Raw genomic sequence first — 21,148 nt, forward strand, 5'->3', positions numbered from 1 at the left:
CCTGATCTGAGCCGGTGGTCCGGCAGGCCCCCGCCGTGGGAGGAACGACGGGGTGGGCCGTCCCGCCGAGGAGGAATGGGCGGGACGGGGACTCTTATATGGTAGCCGGTCGGCTTTGCATCAGCGCATGCGGCCGATCAGGCGGTCGAGCGCCACCGCAGAGATGATCAGTCCGCCCATCACCACCAGCTGGTAGAAGGTGGGAACGCGTAGGATGTTGAGACCGTTGTTGATGGTGCCGATGATCAGGCCGCCGATCACCACCGAGGGGATGCGTCCCTTGCCGCCGAAGAAGCTGGTGCCGCCGATGATCACCGCCGCGATGGCATAGGTCTCGAAGCCGGTGCCGGCCGCCGGCTCTGCGGCGCCGAGACGGGCGATGGACAGCACGCCGGCAAGACCTGCACAGAGGCCGGAGATCATGAAGACGATCAGCGTATGCAGCTTGACGTCGATGCCCGAATAGAAGGCCGATTCCTTGTTGCCACCAACCGCATAGATATTGCGGCCGAGGCGCGTCTTGGCGGTGAAGAACCACAGCACGGCGGCAAACGACAGCGCAAAGATAACAGGCACCGGTACGAAGCCGACGAAGCCGGTCACCGTATTCACGAAGTCGTAGGAGAAACCGAACACCGGGCTGGCACCGGAGATGATCATCGTTACGCCGCGGAAGATGGCATTGGTGCCAAGGGTGATGATGAAGGGATGCAGACCGGTGAAGTTGACCAAGAGGCCGTTGATCGCGCCGAGCACCAGGCCGCCACCGACGCCACCGAGCAGGACCGCGAGCGTCGGGTCGAAGCCGGCCACCATCAGCTGGGCGGTAATCATGCCGGTCAGCGCCAGGACCGCGCCGACAGACAGGTCGATGCCGGCGATCAGGATCGGGAAGAACTCGCCGAGCGCGATCATGATGGTGATCGAACTCTGCAGGAAGATCTGCACGATGTTTTCGGGGCGGGTGAAATAAGTGGGGGACAGGGCGCTGAACAGCACCACGATCACCAGGAGGATGCAGAGCGTCCCGTAGATGTCCCAGAGTTTGCCAAGTTTCACGCGCTGGCTCATTTGCCGTCCCTCATTGCGACGCTCAGAATGGACTCCTCGGTTGCCGTGGCACCGTCGAGGACGTCCATGATGCGACCGTTGCGGAACACAGCGACGCGGTCGCAGACGGCCAGGATTTCGGGGAGTTCGGACGACACCATGATCACCGCCTTGCCGGCGTTGGCGAGCGTCCGAATGATTTCGTGGATCTGCGACTTGGCGCCGACGTCAATGCCGCGAGTCGGTTCGTCGAAGATGATCACCGAGGGAGCGATCGACATCCACTTGCCGACCAGCACCTTCTGCTGATTGCCACCGGAGAGCTCCAGAATGCTCTGGTCGATGCCGGCGCAGCGGATGGAGAGCTGCTTGCGCTGCTCTTCGGCGGTGACGCGCTCGGCCTTGCGATCGACGAGCCCCCAGGTGCCACGCAACGGCGCATCCTTCACCGACTTGGTAACGGCGATGTTGCCTTCGATGGTGAAGTTGGGGGTGAAGCCGGTCTGGCGGCGGTTTTCGGTGAGATAGGCCATGCCCGACTTCACCGCCTCCACAGGGTTCTTCGGCGTGATGTCGGCGCCGTTGAGGAAGATCTTGCCGGCGGCGCGCGGTTCGGCGCCGAACAGGCAGTTCATCAGGTCGGTTCGTCCGGAGCCGACCAGGCCGGCAAAGCCCAGTACTTCGCCATGGTGCACTTCGAAGCTGACGTCGCGGACGCGCTTGCGATCGGCACTGGTGACGTTTTCGACCTTCAGCACCGGCATCGAGGTGCGATCGATCGCCCCCTCCGCCAGGAAGCGCTGCTTGACCACGCGCCCGACCATCATGCGGACGAGGTCGTCATTGGTGAAGTCGGCAATGCGGCCGTGACCGGTGGAGACGCCATCCTTCAGCACCGAGAACGAGTCGCCGATTTCGCGCACTTCGTCGAGCTTGTGGGAAATGAACAGAACGGCGGTCCCTTCGGCTTTGAGCTGGCGGACGAGGGCGAACAACCGCTCGGTTTCCACCGAAGTCAGCGACGACGTCGGCTCGTCCATGATGAGCACGCGGACGTTCTTCATCAGCGACTTGGCAATCTCGATGATCTGGCGGTGGGCGATCGGCATTTCGCCGACGGGCTTATGAAGGTCCAGTCCGCCGAGACCCAGCCGGCCAATGATCGACTGCGCTTCCGCTTCCATCAACTTCCAGTCGACCATGGGGACGCCGAGGCGGCGTTTCACCGGCAGGCGGCCGACAAACAGGTTTTCCAGCGCCGAAAGCTCGTTGATGACGGAGAGTTCCTGATAGATGATCGAAATACCGGCCTCGCTGGCCTGGCGCGGCGTCACCAGCGAATGCGAAACACCGTCCAGCACGATGTCGCCGCCGGTCGGCTCGTGGATGCCGGTCAGGATCTTCATCAGCGTCGATTTGCCGGCGCCGTTTTCGCCGAGCAGGACGTGCACCTCGCCGGGGCGGATGTCGAGATTGACACCTTTGAGCACCGATACGTTGTTGAAATGCTTCTCGATGCCGACCATGCGGACGATCGGGGCGACCGCTTCGGTGCCGGCCGGGCCAGCGGTGTTCGGAGCCAGATTTGACATGTCGATCTCGCTTAGGTCGTCCGATCGGATGGCTGTCCAAAGCATCCGCCCGAGCGCCTGCGGGACGCTTCGGTAAAGGCGGGTGCGTGAAAGCGAAGGGAGACAGCAAAAGCCCGTCTCAGGTCGAGCGGCTCTTGCTCAAGAAATCGTCCGGCGCGCCGGGGGAGTGACACGCCGGACGGAGGAGGAGGGAGGCGGCCGCATGCGCGACGGCTGCCTCGCCTCGGTCAAGGCATCACTTGGTGACGAGAACCGAATCCACAGCGACAAACTTGGGCTCGGTGCCAACCGGCGTCAGCTTGCCAGCCTTGACGGCATTGACCAGCAGTTCGAGGCTGGTAGCGCCGACCTTGGCCGGGTCCTGGGCGACAGTGGCGGTCAGGCGGCCGGCGGCCACCATCTCGCGGGCTTCCGGAGCACCATCGGTGCCGACCACCAGCACCTTGCCGGCCTTGCCGGCGTTCTGCACCGCCTGCATGACGCCGAGCGCCATGGTGTCGTTGGCGCAGTAGAAGGCCTTCAGGTCGGGCGACGACTGCAGGATGTTGGTGGCGACGTCGAGCGCCTTCAGACGATCCCAGTCAGCCGGCTGGCTGGCGACGAGCTTGACGTTCGAGGTGGCTTCGAAGGCCGCCTTGGCGCCGTCATGGCGAGCCTGACCGGAAGCGTTGCCGGCCTTGCCCTCGACGATGGCGACTTCGCCGCCCTCGGCGCCGAGCTTCTCGATGATGAACTTGGCGCCCTTCTCACCGACCTTGACGTTGTCGGTGGTGACGAAAGCTTCGACGTTAGCACCAGCAGCCTCGAGGGCCTTCATATCAACCTTCTCGTCGATGTTGACGATCGGCTTGCCCTTCTTGTAGGCGGCGGCGGCCGGGTTGACTAGGTTGACCGGCGACAGCGGCGCGAAGCCAAAGCCCTTGTAGTCGCGGTTCAGCATGTCCTCAAACAGCTGCAGCTGAGACTGGAAATCCTCTTCCGACGGCGAGGCGACGATGTCGACCTCGACGCCGAGCTCCTTGGCCTTGGCCTCGATGCCGTCCTTCATCTGCACCCAGAACGGGTTGGACAGCGTCTTGAGGACGATGGCGTAGTCGGCGGCCATGGCGCTGGCGGAAAAGCCAAGCATACCGGCAGCGGCGACGGTCGCAATGAGCAAGCCTCTGATTTTCATAACTCCACCCTTTTCCTTGCGGTTTCCTTCGCCGGCTGAACGCCGTCCGGCGAATTTTTGTCAGCGCGGGGCGTGCCGCGTCTTTCGGTCCGGCCGCGGTCGTTCGTCGAATAGACGGCGACCGAGGTCAGCACCTTGTTCAGGTTCCGCTCGGCGGTTTCGTAGTCCTCACGCGCCAGGCAGATGAACATCGTGTCGAGGATGGCGAGCTGGGCGATGCGGGCAGCGGCGTTCTGGCCCATCAACGGGGCTTCTTTGGCCGGGGCGCACAGCACGACATCCGAGTTGCGGGCTAGCGTCGAAGCGATCGAATTGGTGATGGTGATCACCTTGGCACCGGAGGCGCGAGCGACTTCCGCGCCGAGGATCACGTCCTTGGATTCACCCGAGTGCGACACCACCAATGCCGCATCGCCCTCTTCCAGAAGGCTCGCCGACATGGCGATCAGGTGAGCGTCGGAAAAGACGCTCGAGCGGATGCCGATCCTCAGGAACTTGTGGGAAGCGTCGGCGCAAACGGTGGCCGAACCGCCGACGCCGTAGAGGTCGCGGTGACGCGCCTTGATGAAGATACGCGACGCCTCGGCGATCGCGTCGATGTCGAGAATGCTCTCCACCTCCTCGAGTGCCGAACGCTCGGTGGCGAACACCTTGCGGACGATCTGCGGGATGGTGTCCTCCCGCTTGAGCTCCTCGTCGATCTCCACCCGGAGATTGGCATAATAGGCCATCAGGTCGGCGCGCAGCTCCTTGAAGCCGCCGTAGCCCAGCCGGCGCGACACCTTGACGACCATGGCTTCCGAAATACCCAGAGCGGCGGCGACTTCACCGATCTTTGGACCATTCGTCAAATTTCCGCGTTCCAGCAACCAGAGGGCAACGTTCTGCTCCCCTTGGGATAGCGCAGGTAGCAACATGCGAATATGCGCCGCTGCCGCCATAGGGTCGCGGGTTCCGCTCTCTTTGTGGTGGCCGGCTCGCTCCCTGCCTGTCATGCTGTTGCATCCTCGCTCGCTTGCCGTCCTCGTGCGTGATGAGGCAAACTTTACGAAAGTGACGCATGGATGTAAAGTGCAAACCGACCGGTCCTTTTGGCCTGGTGTTTATACTTATGGATGATTGAGGCGCGCGATCGTGCGTCCAGCCGGCCACCGGTCAGGGCGCACCCGCTTGGGTTTGATGAGTGGATGGGAGAGGAAGGATCAGCCCGCCGAGATGATCAGTTCGGTCTTTGGCTGCTGAAAGATTCTGGTCGAGAGCCGCCGCAATTGGCGCTTGGCTTGCCGAGGCGGCCCCGGAAATTCCGGGGCCGACTGTTTTCCGTCAGCGGAGATCGAAGCGATCGGCGTTCATCACCTTGGTCCAAGCCTTGGCAAAATCGCGGGCGAATTTCTCGCCAGCGTCGTCCTGGGCGTAGACTTCGGCCAGCGCCCTCAGTTGGGAGTTGGCGCCGAACACCAGATCGACGCGGGTGGCGGTCCACTTCACGACGCCGCTCGCCCGATCGCGCCCTTCGAACAACGCTTCATCGCCTTCGGAGAGCGGCCTCCATTCCGTGGTCATGTCGACGAGATTGACGAAGAAGTCGTTGCTGAGCACGCCCGGCCGTTCGGTGAACACGCCATGGAGTGTCCCGCCCCAGTTGGCGCCGAGCACGCGCAACCCACCGACGAGGACGGTCATTTCCGGCGCGGTCAGGGTTAGGAGCTGCGCCCGGTCGACCATCAATTCTTCGGTCGCCACCGGGCGCCCGGCCTTTGCGTAGTTGCGGAAGGCATCGGCGTTCGGCTCCATGACGGCGAAGGACGGGACGTCCGTCTGCTCCTGTGTTGCGTCGGTGCGTCCTGGCGAGAAGGGCACATCGACGGTATAGCCGGCCTTCTTCGCGGCCTCTTCGACCGCGGCCGTGCCGGCGAGAACGATCAGATCGGCCAGCGAGATGGGACGCGGGGCGGAAGCGTTGAACGTCAGCCGAATGCCTTCCAACATCGACAGCACGCGGGCAAGCCGTGTCGGCTCGTTCACCTCCCAGTCTTTCTGGGGGGCAAGGCGGATGCGAGCGCCGTTGGCGCCGCCGCGCTTGTCCGAGCCACGGAAGGTCGAAGCCGACGCCCAGGCGGTCGACACCAGTTCCGAGATGGTCAGACCTGAGGCGAGTACCTTTGCCTTGAGCGCGGCGACATCGCCGGCATCGACCAGTTCATGCTCGACCGGCGGTACCGGATCCTGCCAGACAAGATCTTCAGTCGGCACTTCCGGTCCGAGGTAACGCACCTTCGGCCCCATGTCGCGATGGGTCAGTTTGAACCAGGCGCGGGCAAAGGCATCGGCGAAGGCGGCGGGGTCGTCGCGGTACCGCCGGGCAATCGGTCCGTAGATCGGGTCGAAGCGCAGTGACAGGTCGGCGGTTGTCATCATTGGCCGGTGCTTGCGCGTGGGATCGTGCGCATCAGGAATGAGGTCTTCTTCCGCGACGTCCTTGGCGTGCCACTGATAGGCCCCAGCCGGGCTTCTCACCAGTTCCCATTCGTAGCCGAACAGCGTGTTGAGATAGCCCATATCCCAGGTGGTGGGGTTCTTCTTCCAGGCGCCCTCGATGCCGCTGCTTGTGGTGTGTACGCCGCTGCCGGAGCCGAAGGCGTTTTTCCAGCCGAGGCCCATCGTCTCCAGCGACGCCGCTTCCGGCTCGGGGCCGACCAGTGTCGGGTCGCCGGCGCCGTGGCATTTGCCGAAAGTGTGGCCGCCGGCGATCAGCGCCACCGTCTCTTCGTCGTTCATCGCCATGCGGGCGAAAGTTTCCCGTACGTCGCGCCCTGAAGCTACCGGATCGGGATTGCCGTTGGGTCCCTCGGGATTGACGTAGATGAGGCCCATCTGCACGGCAGCCAGCGGATTCTCGAGGTTGCGCTCGCCGCTGTAGCGCTTGTCGCCGAGCCATTCGTCCTCGGCGCCCCAGTAAATGTCTTCCTCCGGCTCCCAGATGTCGGCACGGCCACCGCCAAAGCCGAAGGTTTTGAAGCCCATCGATTCGAGAGCGCAATTGCCGGCCAGGATGATCAGGTCGGCCCAAGACAGGCTGTTGCCGTATTTGCGCTTGATCGGCCAGAGCAGCCGCCGGGCCTTGTCGAGATTGACGTTATCCGGCCAGCTGTTGAGCGGGGCAAAACGCTGGTTGCCGGTGCCGCCGCCGCCACGGCCGTCCATCAACCGGTAGGTGCCGGCGCTGTGCCAGGCCATGCGAATGAATAGGGGACCGTAGTGGCCCCAGTCGGCCGGCCACCAAGCCTGGCTGTCAGTCATCAAAGCGTAGAGGTCGGCCTTCACCGCCTTGAGATCCAGCTTGCTGAATTCCTTGCCATAGTCGAAGGCCGGACCCATGGGGTCCGAGAGGTTCGAATGCTGGTGAAGAATTCTGAGGTTCAATTGGTTCGGCCACCAGTCCCGATTGGACCGACCGGCGGAAATCGCGTTGGGACTGACCCCATGCATGACAGGGCATTTGCCGGCGCCGTGATGATCGACCTTATCCATGTCGCCCTCCCGTTTCTTGCTTGCCACGCCGACGCCTAGCAGGCCTTCCGCTCGGGACGCCTTCGCAACCAGCCCGATCATAGGCGGCATACCGGTTTTCACCAATCCACTTTGAGGAGAAGTGGCCGGCAGAATTCTGCCGACGGCAGCTTCGCTCCAATGGTTGCATTGGCGACCGCCGGCACTGGATAAGCGGGGGCATTTCGGCCATAGAGGAAAGATTGCACGCGTGGAGGGCGTTGGGTTGGTTTGGACCGAGCATCTGGCGCTCATCTATTTGCTGGTCGAATGGTCGATCCGCCTGGTCATGGTGGTGGTCGTTCCATTGCGGCGTCCTCCCGAAGCGGCCAGAAGCTGGCTTCTTCTGGTATTTTTCCTTCCGGTACCGGCACTTGTTCTCTATCGGCTGATCGGCCGCCCGCGCTTTCCCGCCTGGCGGCAGCAACGCTTCGCGGAGGCGGCCACGCTTCGGCGGCGGGCGGCGACGTCGCTGCCGCAGCCCGATCGGCCGGCGCCCGGTATTGCCGAGCTCGCGGAACGGCTGGGCGAGTTTCCGGCGACCGGCGCGTCCGGCCTGTCTCTGATGTCGGACTACGACCTGTCGATCGACAGTCTGGTAGCCGACATCGACGCCGCCGAGACAAGCGCCCACCTTCTGACCTATATCTTTGCCGATGACGCCACCGGCCAGAAGGTTGCGGCCGCGCTTGGCCGCGCCGTCCGCCGTGGCGTCGATGCTCGGGTGCTGATCGATGCCGTCGGTTCGCGCCCGTGGGCGAAGCGGACGCTTGCTCTCCTCGCCGCCGAAGGCGTGCCGTGCAAGCTGGCCTTGCCGGTGCGGTGGTGGACGACGGTCCGGCGAGCGCGGGCCGACCTGCGCAACCATCGCAAGATCGCCGTCATCGACGGTCGTCTCGCCTATGTCGGTTCGCAAAATATCGTCGACCGGGATTTCCGTCGCGGTATCGTCAACGACGAACTGGTTGCCCGTGTCGAAGGGCCGGCCGCCGCCGCCGTGGCGGCCGTTTTCGCCAGCGATTGGTATCTCGAAACACGCGAGCTTCTACCTCCAGCGCCCATGCCGGTGACGGCTGGTGCCCCAGCGCAGGTGATGCCGAGCGGTCCCGACTATGGCGTACCGGGCTTTGAGCGTCTTCTGGTGGCGCTTATCCATGCCGCCGAAACGCAGGTTACGCTGGTCAGCCCCTATCTCATACCCGACGAGGCGGTGTTGGCCGCCCTTCAGACGGCGGCCTATCGCGGCGTTGCCATCGACCTCGTCGTGTCCCGTGTGGTCGACCAGAAGATGGTGCGCCTGGCGCAGCGCTCCTTCTACGACGAGCTGATGTCGATGGGCGTGCGCATTCATCGCTATCGCAATCACCTTCTGCACGCCAAACACGTCTCTATCGACGGCCGTATCGGCGTCATCGGCTCGGGCAATGCCGACCTCAGGTCGTTCGTGCTCAATGCCGAGATCAGCTTGCTGCTCTACGAGCCGGAGCAAGTGGCCGAACTGGTCGCCCAGCAAGCCCAGTGCATGGCTTTGAGCGATCGCCTGGACCTGATGGAATGGCGCCGCCGGCCATTGATCATGAGTTTGGCCGAGAATCTCGCGCGGCTGGTCAGTCCGTTGCTCTGACCAGCCGCGCTAGCACTGTTACAGCACCTCGTTGAGGAAGCGCTGGAGGCGCGGGCTGTTTGGCCGGTCGAAGATATCATCGGGCGCACCGGCCTCGACGATGCGCCCCTCATCCATGAAGATCACCTGATCGGCGACCTTGCGGGCAAAGCCCATCTCGTGGGTGACCACCACCATGGTCATGCCGCGCTGGCCGAGATCGGACATCAGATTGAGCACGCCTTTGACCAATTCCGGATCGAGGGCACTGGTCACCTCGTCGAACAGGATTACCTCCGGCGCCATGGCCAGCGCTCTTGCAATGGCAACGCGCTGCTGCTGACCGCCCGAGAGGCTGCTGGGGCGGTGGTCCATGCGGCTCGCCAAGCCGACGTCGGAAAGCCGCGCCTCGGCGATCCGCCGCGCTTCGGCCGGCGGCATCTTCTTCACCTTGGTGAGCGCCAGCATGACGTTCTCGAGCGCAGTATGGTCCGGGAACAGGTTGAACTGCTGGAACACCATGCCGACGCGCCGGCGCAGCGTTTCGGGCTTCATGGCAAGGATCGACGCGCCGTCGATCATCACGTCGCCGGCTTTCAGCTCCACCAGCCGATTGAGACAGCGCAGCAGCGTCGACTTGCCGGAACCCGACGGACCGATGATGCAGGTCACCGTGCCGGCCTTCACGTCGAGGTCGATGTCCCGGAGGACCTCAAGATCGCCATAGGCCATGCCGAGGCCGCGTACCGTCAGGCTGCCCCCCTTGAAGGTCGGCAATTTCTCAGCCGTATTTTTCGCCGAGCCGACACTGCCCTGCAACTCGCCGACCTCCTCGAGGCCGGAGACCAGAGTTATCGGCCGCCGACCGGTGCGCAGCCGGTTGTCGACGTAGTTGACGAGATGGGTGAGCGGCACGGTGATGATGAGATAGAAGACACCGGCGAGCAGGAGTGGCGACAGGTTGCCAGTTACCACCGCTTGATCCTGGCCGACGCGGAAGATCTCGCGCTCGGAGGCGAGCAGGCCGAGAAAGTAGACGAGGCTCGAATCCTTGACGTTGCCGATGAACTGATTGACCAGCGCCGGCAGCACGCGGCGGATGCCCTGGGGAATGACGATGAGACGCATGCCCTGCCCATAGCTCATGGACAGTGCCCGACAGGCTTCCATTTGGCCGCGCTCGACGCTCTGGATGCCTGAGCGGAAGATCTCGCCGATATAGGCGCCGGCGATCAAGCTGAGTGCAATGATTCCAAGCGGATAGGGGGAGGGGCCGAAGATCTGGCGACCGATGCGGGCAAAGCCCTGGCCGATGATCAGGATGGTCAGAATGGCTGGCAGACCACGAAAGATGTCGGTGTAGAGGCGGGCTGGCAACCGTACCCAACTCGACCGGGAAATGCCCATCACCGCGAGAACGATACCGACCAGCACGCCGAGAATCGTCGAGGCGAAGGCGAGGATGAGCGTATTCTTGAGACCGATGAACAGCATGTTCGGCAACACGGCCGCCATCGCATCGAAATCCAGAAAGCTGCGACGAACGTTCTCGAACCATTCCATTAGGGAAGACTTTCCAAGTCGGCTGCTGAGCGAGACAAAAGAAACCGGGCACGCGAGGGAGCGTCCCGGTCAAGGGGCCGTCCGGCAGGGGGGCATGGACGGCTTTCACAGGGACCTGTCGCCGCGCCCGGAACGATGCCGGGCGCGGAGGTCGTTTTATTTCTTCGACGGCAGGTACTGGTCGGGCATCGGCGAACCGGGGAACCACTTCTGGTAAAGGTCGCGCCAGGTGCCGTCTTCCATCGCGGCATGCAGGTTCTTGTTGAGCGCCTCCCGGAAGGCGTCGTTGCCCTTGCGGACGACAAAGCCGGCCGGCGCGTCGAAGGACGGGATATTCACGGCGAGCTTCAGCGCCGGATAGGTCTCGCCATACTGCTTGGCTGCTTCATAATCGAGGAAGTGAGCGTCGACCGTGCCGTTGTTGAGACCGGAGACGGCCGAGTTGTTGTCAGGGAACTTCACGATGTCCGAACTGGTGAAGTTCTTCTCGGCGTAGATCTCCTGCAGGGTGCCCTGCACAACGCCGAGGCGCTTGCCTTTGAGACCTTCCGGCGTGGTGATCGAAGCGTCCGGGGTCAACACGGTCAGGTAGCCGGCGAGATAACCATCTGAGAAATCCACGTTCTTCTTGCGGGCCTCGGTGGTGCCGATGGCGGCAACTGCCACGTCGAAGCGGCCGTTGGCCACCGATGGCATCAGGGCCGAGAAGTCCTGGCCGGTGAAGGTGACGTGATTTTTGTCGAAGCCCATGCGCGAAACGACGTTGAGGAAGAACTCGAGGTCGAAGCCGCTGAACTGGCCGTTGGCATCAACAAAAGCATAGGGTTTGGAGTCCCCCATCGTGCCAACGCTGATGGTCGTGGGGTCGATCAGACCATAGGGATTGTCGCCGGCGGCCGCGGCTGCTGAAACGCCGCTAGCGGCAAGAGCGGCCACAAGACCAAAACTGCGAATCTGGCGGCCCAACCCTTTCATTGCACTGCTGATCATGTGCTGTTCTCCTTGTTGTTGTGCTTGCTATCGTCTGTTTCCGCCCTGTCGTTGCGTGGCGGCGGCAACCCTCGTTCCGAACGGATGCCCTGCTAGACCCCCGTTTGGATTTCTTCGAATGGCGAAGTAAAAGTCGTTCAACCTCGCCAGAGCAAGTTTCCACACCGCATCGTATCCCCGTGACGCGGAGGTAGAACCTTTGATTGTCGTTTCCAGGCGGTCGATGTTGGCTTCACCATGTTCGACACACTTGTTTTCATCGTTTCATCCGGTCACGATGTAGTGTGAGACCGGTCTCAGTTCGGAGGTTATTGCGACATTGACGTGACGTCAATCGCTATGTAGTGCTACATCTCATGGATAGGAAAACTTCTCCCTTTCGCCCCGTGACGGTGGCCGACGTGGCGCGACGCGCCGAGGTCTCCAAGGCCACCGCGGCCCGTGTGCTCGGTGGTTACGGCCCGGTCAGCGAAGAGGTGAAGTTGCGCGTCCAGGCGGCCGCCAAGGCGCTCGATTACCGGCCCAACGAACTGGCGCGCTCGGTAAGCACCGGCAAGTCCGGTACCATCGGCATCGTGGTGGGCGATATCGAAAACGCCTTCTTCGGCATTGCGGTGCGCAGTATTTCCGACACGGCTCACCGGCACGGCTTCAACGTTATTCTCGCCAACTCGGGCGAAGAGGTGGAAGCGGAGAAGGCGGCGCTCAAGGTGCTGGTCGGCAAGCGGGTCGACGGTCTGATCGTCACACCCGCCGACAACCGCAACGTTGCTCATCTCCGGGATATCGTCCGGTCGCGTCGCCCGCTGGTGCTGTTCGACCGGCCGATCGACGGCCTTGCCGCCGACGTGGTGGCCACCGACGACCGCGACGCAGCTTTCGCTGCCACGATGCGTCTGATCGAGGCCGGTCATCGGCGTCTGGCCTACGTTACAGCGCTCAATGCGGAGCCGCCGGTGTTTACCGGACCGGAACAGCTCTACACCTCCTCGGTCAAGGCGCGCATCGACGGCTTTCTCGCTGCTTGCCATGCCGCCGGCATCGAGGCGCCCGAGCGTGGCGTCTGCCTCGCCGGCAACGCCACTGCCGGCCTGCAGCGTGCATCGGTCGAGCGGCTGCTGTCGGCTGTCGAACCACCGACGGCCATCCTGGCGTCGGACAGTCTGGTTGCCTTCGAAATCTTCAAGGCAATGCAGGCGCGCAGCCTGCGCATCCCCGACGATCTGTCGTTGGTTTCCTTCTATGACGCCGAGTGGACGTCGGTGACGACGCCGCCGATCAGCGTCATCGACCAGCCGGTCTATGATATGGGCACCCAGGCGGCCGAATTGCTGATCGCCCGTATCAACGGCGAGACGCTGCCCGCTCGCCATTGCGTGTTGCCCACCCGCTTTATCGAGCGGGGCTCGATCGGCGTGCCACGTTCCATGATGGCGACCACCTGACCGTTGCCGGTTCAGCGCCGGATATGGTTGGTGGGGCGTCCTCATGGCAGGCAGCCTCAGTCGCTGGCGGGATGGGGGTAACCGAAGGCGCCGAAATAGCCACAGGTGGCGGAAGCGCATTCGGCCGCGAAATCCAAGGCGGCTTCGATGGATCGTCCGGTCAGGACACCAGTGAGATAGCCGGCCAGGAATGAATCGCCCGCGCCCAGTGTGTCTACGACGTTCGCCGGCTTGATGCCCTGGCGATAGCGCCGGCCGTCGGCCAGCCAGAAGGCACCGTCGCTGCCGCGCGTCACGCCGACCGTGGTAACGCCGAAGCCGGCAACATATTGGATGAGACCGTCGACCTCGCCATCCGAAAGCCCCGATCCCGACAGGAAGGCACCGGTGATATGCGGCGCGACCGACGCGATATAGGTGGGATCGCGGTGGGTCGAGAAATCGAAGGTCAGCGTTTGCGCATGCGCCCGGATCTTCGGCAGCTCCGGTTCGAGGTAGCTGAACACCGAGGTATGGATGTTGCCGAAACTCTCGATGGCCTCGATGTCTTCGACGTCCATGCGCAGGGCAAGCGCCCGCTGGATGCCACCCTTGTTGGAGCCCAGGAAGACACGATCGCCCTGATCGTCGAGCGATACGACCGCCTTGCCGTTCGGGCCGAAAGCCTGTCGGAGCCGGCCGGTCCAGACGCCTTCTTGATCGAGGCTGCTGCGAACGTGGGCGCCCTCTGCGTCATTGCCGATCAGGCCGATATAGCCCGTCTTGGCAAGACCATAGCGCTTGGCCAGCACCGGCACGTTGAGGGCATTGCCACCGGGGAAGAACTCGCCGCGGTCCCTATAGAAATCCACCACATTGTCGCCGATGCCGAGCAGGGCCGGCGAGGACTTCGAAGCAGCCATCACTCATCCTTTCGGCCGTCGCGGCACGGCCAACACCACGCGGAAAGATGGGGTAGGGCGGTGGTCCGCCCCACCCTCTCAAGCTATCAGTATTCCATGCGCCACATGTAGCGACGAACGGTCAACGGATGGCCGCGGCTGTCGGCGAGAGCGACGGCATAGGCGCGCAAGAGCGCCGTGAACAGCATCGGCGTCAGATATTCTGCCGCATCGCCAGCAAGCTTCTCCAGACCGAATTCGGCGGCGTCGAGCACCAGCAGGCGCTTGGAGTATTTCTCGGCGAAGGCGAGCGCCCGCTCATCCATCTTGCGGGCGTTGCCGAGGCCCTTGAGGATGATGAACGGTACGTCGAAATCGGTCACCTCGAACGGGCCGTGGAAGTATTCGCCGGCGTGGATGGCGGCTGAGTGTACCCACTGCATCTCCTGCAGGATGCAGATGGCGAAGGAGTAGGCCGACCCCCAGTTGGCGCCGGAGCCCATGGTGTAGATCACCGGCTCGCGCTTATAACTTTCGGCCCAGGCGGCGATCGACGGCTTGTGGTGGGCAATGACACCCTCGATGGTCTTCGCCATGCCACCCAGCGCCTTCTCGACCTTGGCGAGCTTGCCGTTGCCCTCGCGGGCGGCAAGGATGCCGAAGACAAGGCGCATCAGCATCGGCGCCGCGTGATCTTCGGAAACGGCCAGCGGATTGTACTGGTAGAGAATGGCCGCCTCGGATGCCTGGTCGAGCGGCGAATTCTCGACATTTGTAAAGGAGATGGTCAGCGCGCCGGCCTCACGGGCATATTTGGCTGCGGCCACCGTCTCCGGCGTGTTGCCCGAATGCGAGCAGAGGATGACGACCGAGCTCTTGCCGAGACGCTTCGGTGCCCGCGCCAGGAACTCGGCAGAGGTATAGGAGAAGCTGGCAATCTTCTCGGCCTCGCGTTCGACCGCGTAATGGCCGGACATGAGCAGGGCGTTGGAGCCACCACAGGCCACAAAGAAGATGTCCGTCACCGCTGCGCGGGCGGCCGCTGCCTTCACCGCCGCCTCGACGTTCTTCACCACTTCCGTCATGATTGATTCCTTGATAACGTCATATGACGTCATATACGCTAATATGGCTTATCGAGGTCTGTCAACGGCGTTTTCAAGGCAGCGCTGACCAGCCGACCTCGGCGACATGCGTCACCAGCGGCAACGGTGACTTGGCCGGTGTTCTGTGGCACGGTCGCCGTTACACTCGACCAGCGCCTCCATTCGGAACCGAGGAGAAAAGTCGTCTTGTCCCAGTCCGCCGACAGTCTCGCGAGGCAGGACGCCTCGCCGCTGTATCTCCAGCTCAAGAACAGCCTGACGGAGGCGATCCAGAGCGGACGCTATGCGCCCGGTGAGCCGGTGCCGACAGAAACGCAGCTCTGCGAGCAATATGCGGTGAGCCGTATCACCGTGCGACGGGCGATCAGCGAACTGCAGGAGGAGGGCCTTCTGGAAAAGCGGCACGGCAAGGGCACCTTCGTGTCCTTCCGACGCATGGAGACCAGCCTCGTCGATCTCGCCGGTTTCTCCGAGACCTATTCGCTGCAGGGCTACAAGGTCAGCAAGCAACTGCTCGGCGTCACCGAAGGCAGCGCGGACAGCGCGCTCGCGCAGAAACTCGCCATTCCAAAGGGCGCCCTGATCCTGACCATCAGACGGCTGATCATGGCCGCCGATGCGCCGATGACCATTGAAATCTCCGACTTCCCGCTCGCCTTGTTCCCCGATCTTGCCAGCGAAATTGCCGGCGCCAGCTCGATCTACAGGCTGCTCAAGACCCGCTATGGCCGCGAAGTCCGCCATGCGCGTCGAGTGATCAACGTACGCCTCGCCGGCCCCGACGAGCGCGATCATCTTCATTGCCGCAGTGGCGAACCGCTGTTCGAGGTGGAGAAGATTGTATTCGACGAGGCAGGCACGCCGCTTCAGCGCTCACTACTGCTGACGCCCAGCAACCGGGTCAACTTCGTCATCCAGGTCTGAGCTGGCGCCGCCTCATATGGTAACGCCAGCCGACAGCATCAGAACCGATAGCTGGCGAGACCGAACGGACGGTCGAGAGCATTGTCGTCCTCGGCCTTGACCCGTTCGAACGCATCAACCGGCGTCGCGGCTTTGCCTTCCGGCAGGGCGAGCGAGAAAGGTCCGCGCCGGCCGGCCGTCTCCGACAGGCGCACGACATAGCCCTCGCCATCTTCCGCCGGCTTCAAGGCATGCAGGCGCACCTGCTGGCCAGAAAGCCCGATCGGCACGATGTCGTAGTCGGCATCGCTGCGGGCGCTGACGAAGGTTGGCGGTGTGGCGAGAAGATCGGCCTCGGCTTGCACCGCTTCGCTCCACCAGCGGCCATCGTGCGGCAGAATGGCATAGACGAAGCGGTGCTGGCCTTCGTCGGCCAGCATGTCGGGATACATCGGTCCGCGAATGAGGCTCAGCGTCAGTCGGTTGCCCTTGGCAGAGAAGCCATACTTGTCGGCCGACAGCAGCGCCGCACCCCAGTCGGTCTCGGACAGTGACGCGAAGCGGTGACCGCAGGCCTCAAACTGGGCGCGCTGCCAGGTCGTATTGTCATGGGTCGGGCGTCGCGTGACGCCGATCGCCTGGTCGAACACCGCTTCCTCGGCCAGCACGGTGACCGGAAATACGGCGCGCAGATAGGTGCGGCGGTCGTGCCAATCGAGATCGGTCACCACTTCAAGCCGAGGGCTGTTGGCCCACAGGCGCAGCCTCTGACGGATGGTGCTGGCTGAATGCCGGCGGACAATCTCAATTTCGGCGAGGTGCGGTCCCGCCGCCGTCACCCGGCAGCTCTCGACCGAAAGCCATTCCTCCTCGCCGAGTTCAAAGCCAGCCTCGATATCCCAGGCATCGTACTGGCGTGGCAGATCGTTGCGATAGAGCATCAGCCGGTTGCCCGGTCCATCGAGCAACTCACGGCCGCAGCGTTTGTCGAAGAGGCTGGCGACGCGGCCGAATTCATCGAGCGTTGCCCGAACGAAGTCGTTTTCGAGGGCGGTGCCGTCAGTCGTGACGGTTCGTGCACTCGCCGTCCCGACGAAGGCCAGCGACAGCGGCGCAAGCGGGCGATCGACGGTGGCGACATAGCCGCCCTCGATCCGCTGCGGCTTGAGCGCTGTCGGCAATGGATTTTGGCTTTCGAGTTGAAGCGTTGTCTTGGCCGATCCCGAGATATTGGCGACCAAAACGCCATCGCGCGCGCCGGTGCGCCGGGCGGCGATGCCGGCAAGACGCTCGTGGCTGATGGTGGCCGCGTGATTTACGACGCCGGATAGTTCTTTCTCGGTCTGCTCATAGACCTCGCGGATCGACGAGCCCGGCAGGATGTCGTGGAACTGATTGCGCAACAGCAGCGTCCAGTCGGCAGCGAGATCCGGCATGTTGGAAGATCCGCCATCAAGAGCGTCGATCACCGACAGCGCTTCGGCGGCAACGAGATCCGCTTCGGCGCGTCGGTTAAGCTGCTTGACCCGCGCCTGCGTCGTCAACGTAGCGCGGTGGTATTCGAGATAGAGTTCGCCCTGCCATGTCGGTAGCGCGGCGTTCTCCAAGCTCTTGGCCAGGCCGAGAACGTATGGCTCGAGGGCGCCGTGGCTGACGGTCGGAATCGCCGGCATGGCATTGAGGAACGGCAGGGATTCGATCTGGTCAGGGTCCGGGCCACCGCCGCCATCGCCCCAGCCATAGGAGGCAATCACCGTGTCGGACAGATCCTTGCCGCCGTGGTTGCGCCAGACCTCCAGGAGGGCAGGCGGCGATATGGTCATGTTGTAGCCTTCGTGCGCCGAGGCGTCGAAAGTATGAACGAACACCCGCGATCCGTCGTTGCCCTGCCAGCGGAACAGGTTGTCGGTCAGGCGATTGGTCTCGTTCCAGGTCACCTTGATGGTCACCAGCGCCTCGATGCCGGCGTGGCGCATGATCTGCGGCATGGCGCCGGTAAAGCCAAAGGTGTCCGGCAGCCATGCCACCTGGCTGATCCGCCCGAAATGCTTCAGGAAATAGTTCTGCCCCAGCACGAACTGGCGCAGGAAAGCCTCGGCCGAGGGCATGTTGGTATCGCACTCGATCAGCATGCCGCCGATCGGTTCCCAGCGCCCCTCGGCGACCCAGCCACGGATCTCCTCGAACAGGGCGGGGTCTTCCTCTTGGACATGGGCGTAGAAGATCGAGGACGACTGCAGAAAACGGAAATCCGGGTGGCGCTTCATCAGCGAGTTGACGCTCGAGAAGGTGCGAACGATCTTGCGTACGGTTTCCGGCTGCGGCCATAGCCAGGCATAGTCGATATGGGCATGGCCGCTGACCAGGACGTTGCCCTGCTTGGGATAGGCCGTTCGCAACTCGGCAACGAGCTCGTCGAAACGACGGCTCGCCTCCACCACCGAGACGATGGCAACGTCCGAAAGTGGCGCCGGCTCGGACGATGGCTCGAAGCTGCGCTCCCAGATGTCGCGCGCCCAGGCGCGGTCGGCAAGGCGCGGCCCGATTTCGGTGGTTACCGTCGGCAGGCGCAAGCCGGAGACGACGACCGAGGCGGCCTCGAACAGCGATCGCGCCAGCTCCTTGTCGGCGACAGCATCGGCTGTCTCTTTGAGCGTCGCCAATTGCCGGCGCAAGTGGCGGATTTCTGGATAATATTCGTAGATCTCGGCCATGCCGAGCCGTGGCTCGCGATTGGGAATGCCGAACAGCGTGCGGGCAGCCGCCTCCACCACGATGCGGAACGGGACGCCGCGCGGCGCCTCGAACCGGCGATGGCGCGGATTGGCGGAGAAGCTGTCGAGCAACGTCCCATCGACACCGATAAGGTGCACCAGCGATTCGCCGCCGAAATCGAAGCGCAGCTCCACCGGTCCCTCTGGCAGCGTGACTGTCTCATCGAGCTCAAAACGATGAATACCGTGGCGATCGCCCCAGCCCTCGCCAAGGGCAACTTGCCGCCGAGCGCCGTCGGGGCCGATTTCCACGAACGGCCCCAAATGACGCCGAGTTTTCAGTTCGAACGCCTCCAGTTCATCCACCCAGGTGTCAACATGGCGAGAAAGCTGTTCCAGGGTTCTTTGGCGGTCGCGATAGGGGCGCATGTCATTTCCAGTCGAGGAGGGTGGGCGACTGTCCTCTGGGGAGCGGGTCGGGGGGAAGGCGAGGTGGCTGAGGCGCGTCAGGCCGTGGCGCCCCATCGGATCGAGCAGGTGAGGGTAATGGTGTCGGGCTTGTCGTCGCCGGCTTCATGCCGCTCGATCAGCTCGACGACGGCATTGATGAAGGCGACGTGGTCGAGGCTGAGGGTCGTGAGATCGTGGCAATCCCAGGCGGCCATGGCAATGCCGTCCTGGCCGACAATGGCAACGTCGTCCGGCGCCGATTTGCCCAGCACGCGCTTCACGGCGTCGCGGGCACCGATCGCCATCACGTCGTTACCGCAGATGATGGCGTCGGCCTTGGAGCGATGGACCAGCGGCACGGCTTCCTTGAAGCCGCTGTCATAGGAATAGGTGCCGGTTGCCTCGGCGACGAAGGCGAGGCCACGCCGAGCGAGTGCGTCGGCGAACCATTTGCGCCGCAGCTTGTCGATCCAACTCGAACTGGTGCCGGAAAGATAGGTGAAGCGGCTTTTGCCGTTGGCCACCAGTCTGTCGACGACCTCGTCGGCGGCTGCCGAACCGTCGATACGGATGGCCGATACTTCCTCGTTATCGAGCGGTTCGAAGGAAACGATGATCGGCTTGGTGGTCGGGAAGATGTCGACCGCGTCGCGCAGCGACACCATGTCGGAGAAGATCACCACGTGATCGACCTGATAGGTCGCGGCCAGCCGCATCAGCTGCAGCCGATCGCTATGATCGCCGCAGCACAGGATGATCGGCAGCAACTGGCGAGCTTGCAGCGCATGGACAAGCAGCTGCTGTTCTTCCGCTTCGCAAGGGTTGCCGATGGCGTTGACGACCACGGCGACCAGGCGCGATCGCTGATTGTTGAGCGAGCGGGCGATGGCGTTCGGCTGATAGCCATATTTGCGTGCCGCTGCCAGAATCCGGCTGCGCGTCTCCTCACCGATCCGGGCATCCGGCGAAAAGGCCCGGGAAATGGTTGCCGACGAAACACCAACCAGTTCCGCAAGCTCTTTCGAAGTGATGCGTTTCCTGCTCATCGTTCCATTTGCCCCCCGGCTCCGCCAATATGCACCGGGGTGCCGTTTGTCGCCGCTGACGCTTTGATAGCGTCCCAAAGCCGGGCAAATCTCAACCCCATCTCCACCGAGCCGGTGTTTTCCATGCTGCCGGCGCGGATGGCAAGAAAGCTTTTGAGCGGATTGTCGAGGATCTCAGCCGTTTCGCGCGGCTGTGCCACACCGTCGAGGATGAGTTCGCGCCAACCGCCCCAGGCATCGATGCGAACGATCGCCTTGGTGAAGAACAGCGAGATGAACGAGGCGCAGCCCTTTGGCCCCTCGCCGGCCGCCGTGAGCGTCGCCAGTGCGCCGTTGGCGAGACGAGCAGAAACGGCGGTAACGACGTCGACCGGCGCGCCGCGATTGTCCATATAGGCACTGACGTTGGCGAAATCGGAGTTGGCCAGCAGGCAGACGGTGTTCATCAAGTGAGCGCCGGTGTCGAACATGAAGCCGCCGCCGGAAATCTCCGGCTTCTGCTTCCAGTGTCCGGCGTAGTTGCTGGCCCAGCTTTCCCAGATCATGCCGGAAATGGCGACGAGATCGCTGAATTCACCGCTGAGCGACCGGCGGCGCGTATCGAGCACCAGGGGAGACAATCCACCCTGAAAGGCGGTGACGATGGTTCCCTTGCCGCGCTTTTGCGCCGCGATCAGTCCCTCCGCCTCGGGAACGGTCGTCACCATCGGTTTTTCGAGGAACAGGTCGATGCCTCGCTCGGCAACGGCGATCGCCTGTTCGGCATGGAAGGCATGCGGCGTCGAAACATAGATGATGTCGAGCCCATCGCCACAGGTCGCCAGCATCTCGCGATAGTCCGTAAAGCAATGCGGGCGTGGGGCACCGTTGGCCAGGCAAATACCGGCGAGCCTTTCGAGGGAAGCCGGCGACGTGTCGCTGAGCGCCACGAATTCTACCTCGGGCATCGCCACCCAGCTCGCCGCATATTCGGCCGCCTTCAGCCCGGCGCCAATCACTCCCAGCTTCAGCCGCGCGACCATTTGTGCAACTCCCTTCCACCGTTGTGCAAACGTGTACACAGACGCGTTTTTCCTGACAAG

15 protein-coding genes are annotated in these 21,148 nt (G+C 63.2%); 3 read left to right on the forward strand and 12 right to left on the reverse strand.

The annotated features are described in order from the left end of the window. Window positions 1-120: 120 nt before the first annotated feature. The 5 genes from alsC to katG form a co-directional block, all read right to left on the reverse strand. Window positions 121-1,071: a D-allose ABC transporter permease gene (gene alsC / locus G522_RS0122395; protein ID WP_026792944.1), complete on the reverse strand. Its 951-nt coding sequence runs from the start codon at window positions 1,069-1,071 to the stop codon at window positions 121-123. Further along, on the reverse strand, window positions 1,068-2,642 hold the full coding sequence (locus G522_RS0122400; RefSeq protein ID WP_210162966.1) for a sugar ABC transporter ATP-binding protein: 1,575 nt from the start codon (window positions 2,640-2,642) through the stop codon (window positions 1,068-1,070). The genes alsC and G522_RS0122400 overlap by 4 nt, the downstream gene beginning before the upstream one ends. A 235-nt stretch (window positions 2,643-2,877) precedes the next feature. Next, a complete protein-coding gene (gene alsB, locus G522_RS0122405) occupies window positions 2,878-3,816 on the reverse strand; it encodes a D-allose transporter substrate-binding protein (RefSeq protein ID WP_036840559.1) in 939 nt (312 codons plus the stop codon). Then, on the reverse strand, window positions 3,813-4,811 hold the full coding sequence (gene alsR / locus G522_RS28265; protein ID WP_084633348.1) for a transcriptional repressor AlsR: 999 nt from the start codon (window positions 4,809-4,811) through the stop codon (window positions 3,813-3,815). The genes alsB and alsR overlap by 4 nt, the downstream gene beginning before the upstream one ends. A gap of 328 nt (window positions 4,812-5,139) precedes the next feature. Next, a complete protein-coding gene (katG, locus tag G522_RS0122415) occupies window positions 5,140-7,347 on the reverse strand; it encodes a catalase/peroxidase HPI (protein ID WP_084633355.1) in 2,208 nt (735 codons plus the stop codon). Window positions 7,348-7,591: 244 nt separating this feature from the next. Here katG and G522_RS0122420 point away from each other — a divergent pair, with 244 nt between their 5' ends. Beyond that, a complete protein-coding gene (locus tag G522_RS0122420; protein WP_026792948.1) occupies window positions 7,592-8,989 on the forward strand; it encodes a phospholipase D-like domain-containing protein in 1,398 nt (465 codons plus the stop codon). An 18-nt stretch (window positions 8,990-9,007) separates the two neighbouring features. Here the strand turns inward: G522_RS0122420 and G522_RS30660 are convergent, their stop codons facing one another. Next, window positions 9,008-10,531 (reverse strand): amino acid ABC transporter permease/ATP-binding protein, encoded by a 1,524-nt coding sequence (locus tag G522_RS30660; protein WP_026792949.1) that lies wholly within the window; start codon window positions 10,529-10,531, stop codon window positions 9,008-9,010. A gap of 156 nt (window positions 10,532-10,687) precedes the next feature. Then, entirely contained in the window at window positions 10,688-11,506 is an 819-nt protein-coding gene (locus G522_RS0122430; protein ID WP_026792950.1) for an ABC transporter substrate-binding protein, read from the reverse strand. 371 nt (window positions 11,507-11,877) lie between these two features. On the opposite strand from G522_RS0122430, the gene G522_RS0122435 reads away from it, so the two are divergent. Further along, window positions 11,878-12,966, forward strand: a complete 1,089-nt coding sequence (locus tag G522_RS0122435) for a LacI family DNA-binding transcriptional regulator (protein ID WP_026792951.1) — start codon at window positions 11,878-11,880, stop codon at window positions 12,964-12,966. Window positions 12,967-13,022: 56 nt separating this feature from the next. Here the strand turns inward: G522_RS0122435 and G522_RS0122440 are convergent, their stop codons facing one another. Next, on the reverse strand, window positions 13,023-13,868 hold the full coding sequence (locus G522_RS0122440; RefSeq protein ID WP_036840561.1) for a PfkB family carbohydrate kinase: 846 nt from the start codon (window positions 13,866-13,868) through the stop codon (window positions 13,023-13,025). An 86-nt stretch (window positions 13,869-13,954) separates the two neighbouring features. Then, window positions 13,955-14,932, reverse strand: coding sequence for an SIS domain-containing protein (locus G522_RS0122445; RefSeq protein WP_026792953.1), 978 nt, complete (start codon window positions 14,930-14,932; stop codon window positions 13,955-13,957). Window positions 14,933-15,139: 207 nt separating this feature from the next. Between G522_RS0122445 and G522_RS0122450 the strand changes: the two genes are divergently transcribed. Continuing rightward, a complete protein-coding gene (locus tag G522_RS0122450) occupies window positions 15,140-15,877 on the forward strand; it encodes a GntR family transcriptional regulator (protein ID WP_051229101.1) in 738 nt (245 codons plus the stop codon). A gap of 38 nt (window positions 15,878-15,915) precedes the next feature. Here G522_RS0122450 and G522_RS28270 read toward each other — a convergent pair whose 3' ends face one another. The 3 genes from G522_RS28270 to G522_RS0122465 form a co-directional block, all read right to left on the reverse strand. Continuing rightward, window positions 15,916-18,999: an alpha-mannosidase gene (locus tag G522_RS28270; protein WP_051229103.1), complete on the reverse strand. Its 3,084-nt coding sequence runs from the start codon at window positions 18,997-18,999 to the stop codon at window positions 15,916-15,918. A gap of 77 nt (window positions 19,000-19,076) precedes the next feature. Next, on the reverse strand, window positions 19,077-20,066 hold the full coding sequence (locus G522_RS0122460; RefSeq protein ID WP_026792955.1) for a LacI family DNA-binding transcriptional regulator: 990 nt from the start codon (window positions 20,064-20,066) through the stop codon (window positions 19,077-19,079). Next, on the reverse strand, window positions 20,063-21,088 hold the full coding sequence (locus G522_RS0122465) for a Gfo/Idh/MocA family protein (protein WP_026792956.1): 1,026 nt from the start codon (window positions 21,086-21,088) through the stop codon (window positions 20,063-20,065). Before G522_RS0122465 ends, G522_RS0122460 begins: the two co-directional genes overlap by 4 nt. Window positions 21,089-21,148 lie beyond the last annotated feature (60 nt).

Origin of the sequence: Pleomorphomonas oryzae DSM 16300 (assembly GCF_000422965.1) — a bacterium.
GTDB classification, from domain to species: Bacteria; Pseudomonadota; Alphaproteobacteria; order Rhizobiales; family Pleomorphomonadaceae; genus Pleomorphomonas; species Pleomorphomonas oryzae.